Origin of the sequence: Neobacillus niacini, from assembly GCF_031456445.1 — a bacterium.
Lineage (GTDB): Bacteria > Bacillota > Bacilli > Bacillales > Cytobacillaceae > Neobacillus > Neobacillus niacini_I.
The window spans coordinates 1-1,674 of record NZ_JAVDUQ010000086.1 but is presented as its reverse complement, the minus strand read 5'-3'; the positions used below and the strand labels follow the sequence as shown (position 1 = coordinate 1,674).

The window sequence follows — 1,674 nt, the reverse complement described above, 5'->3', positions numbered from 1 at the left end:
TGATATGCTCCCTCTAAAGTGGACAGATGAAAAAACAAAAATCTGTCGTTACTTTAGGGGGATTTTTTATGTCAAAGAGAAGTAAATATTCTGCTGAGGAGAAGTATCAAATTTTAATGAAATACATGGAGGGGGAAATGAGCCCCAGCATTTTGATAAAGGAATATAAAATATCTATATCCACACTTCATAGCTGGAAAGATAAACATGAATTATATGGTATGGATGGTTTAAAGGAATCGCGCAGGTGGAAAGAATACTCAAATGAAATAAGATTAAGTGCGATTCAAGACTATATATCTGGTGCTTATTCAATATTGGAAATATGTAGAAGGCATAAAGTGAGCCGTGGCGCCCTCAGAGTTTGGATAAAGAACTATAATAATCATAAGGAGACGAGACAAACAAGTCGGGGGGAATCCCTTATGATTCATTCTAGAAAATTGTCCTTCCAAGAGAAAGTGGAGGCTGTTCATTTTTGTATAAAGAATAGCCATGACTATTCAGCTGTCATGGAGAAATTCCAAATTAGCTACCAGCAAATATACAGCTGGACTAAAAAGTATGAAGCAGGTGGACCGGAGTCTCTTCGAGATCGGCGAGGTAGAAAGAAACCTGTGGAAGAAATGACAGAGCAAGAGAAATTAAGTATCAAGGTTAAGGAATTAGAAGCGAAAAATTATCGATTAGAAGCTGAAAATGCTTTATTAAAAAAGTTGGAGGAAATCGAAAGAAGGCGGTACTAAGTAAGGTTCGGAATGAAGTTGCATATTGCGCAATACGTGAATTAAATGACAAAATGAATTACCCTATTCAGCTTCTTTGTACAATAAGTCATACCAATCGATCTTCATACTATAAATGGTTCAATCGAAAAGAAACCGATCAGGAACGCGAAAATCGCGGATTACTTAAAGAAATTAAAGTAATTTATCAAAAGGTGGATGGAATTTACGGTTATCGACGGATTACGATGAATCTCAACCGGAAAATGAATAAACATTATAATGCAAAACGAATTTATCGGTTAATGAAATTGGTTGGACTACAATCAAAGATACGCCGGAAAAAGAAATGGGATCATCGCCCTTCTGATAATAACGTGAAAGAAAATATCTTGAACCGAGAATTTACAGCAGCTCACCCAAATGAAAAATGGGTAACTGATATTACAGAATTAAAATACGGTAATGGTCAAAAAGCCTTTTTAAGCGCTATTCTAGACCTGCACGATAATTCTATTGTATCCTTCGTATTCGGACATCGAAATGATAATGATTTAGTCTTTAAGACTATTATAGGTGCTTTAAAAAAGAATCCTTTACATGATGAGAAACTTTTAATTCATAGTGACCGTGGTTTTCAATATACATCAAATGGATTTAAGCGGATAGTCGAAAAAAACCATCTTATCCATAGTATGTCTAGAGTAGGAAAGTGTATTGATAATGGATGTATGGAATCATTCTGGGGGACTTTGAAAGTAGAAAGATATTATCTTCATCATTATCAATCCTTTGAGGAGATTCAGAAGGATATACGGGACTACATTCAGTTTTATAATGAAGAGCGTTTACAAGCCAAATTTAATGGCCTTAGCCCGATAGAATATCGAGCTAAGGCCATTGCCTAATTTTATTTTTTTATACTGTCTACTTGACAGGGTGCAGTTCA

Annotated in this window: 2 protein-coding genes; both read left to right on the top strand. The window is 35.2% G+C overall.

Features of this window, described 5'->3' with window-relative positions; genetic code table 11:
- Positions 1–68: 68 nt before the first annotated feature.
- Positions 69–746, top strand: a complete 678-nt coding sequence (locus tag J2Y67_RS27755; RefSeq protein WP_310179404.1) for a helix-turn-helix domain-containing protein — start codon at positions 69–71, stop codon at positions 744–746.
- 53 nt (positions 747–799) lie between these two features.
- Complete coding sequence (locus J2Y67_RS27750) at positions 800–1,633, top strand: IS3 family transposase (protein WP_310179401.1); 834 nt, start codon at positions 800–802, stop codon at positions 1,631–1,633.
- The last annotated feature ends 41 nt before the right edge of the window (positions 1,634–1,674 follow it).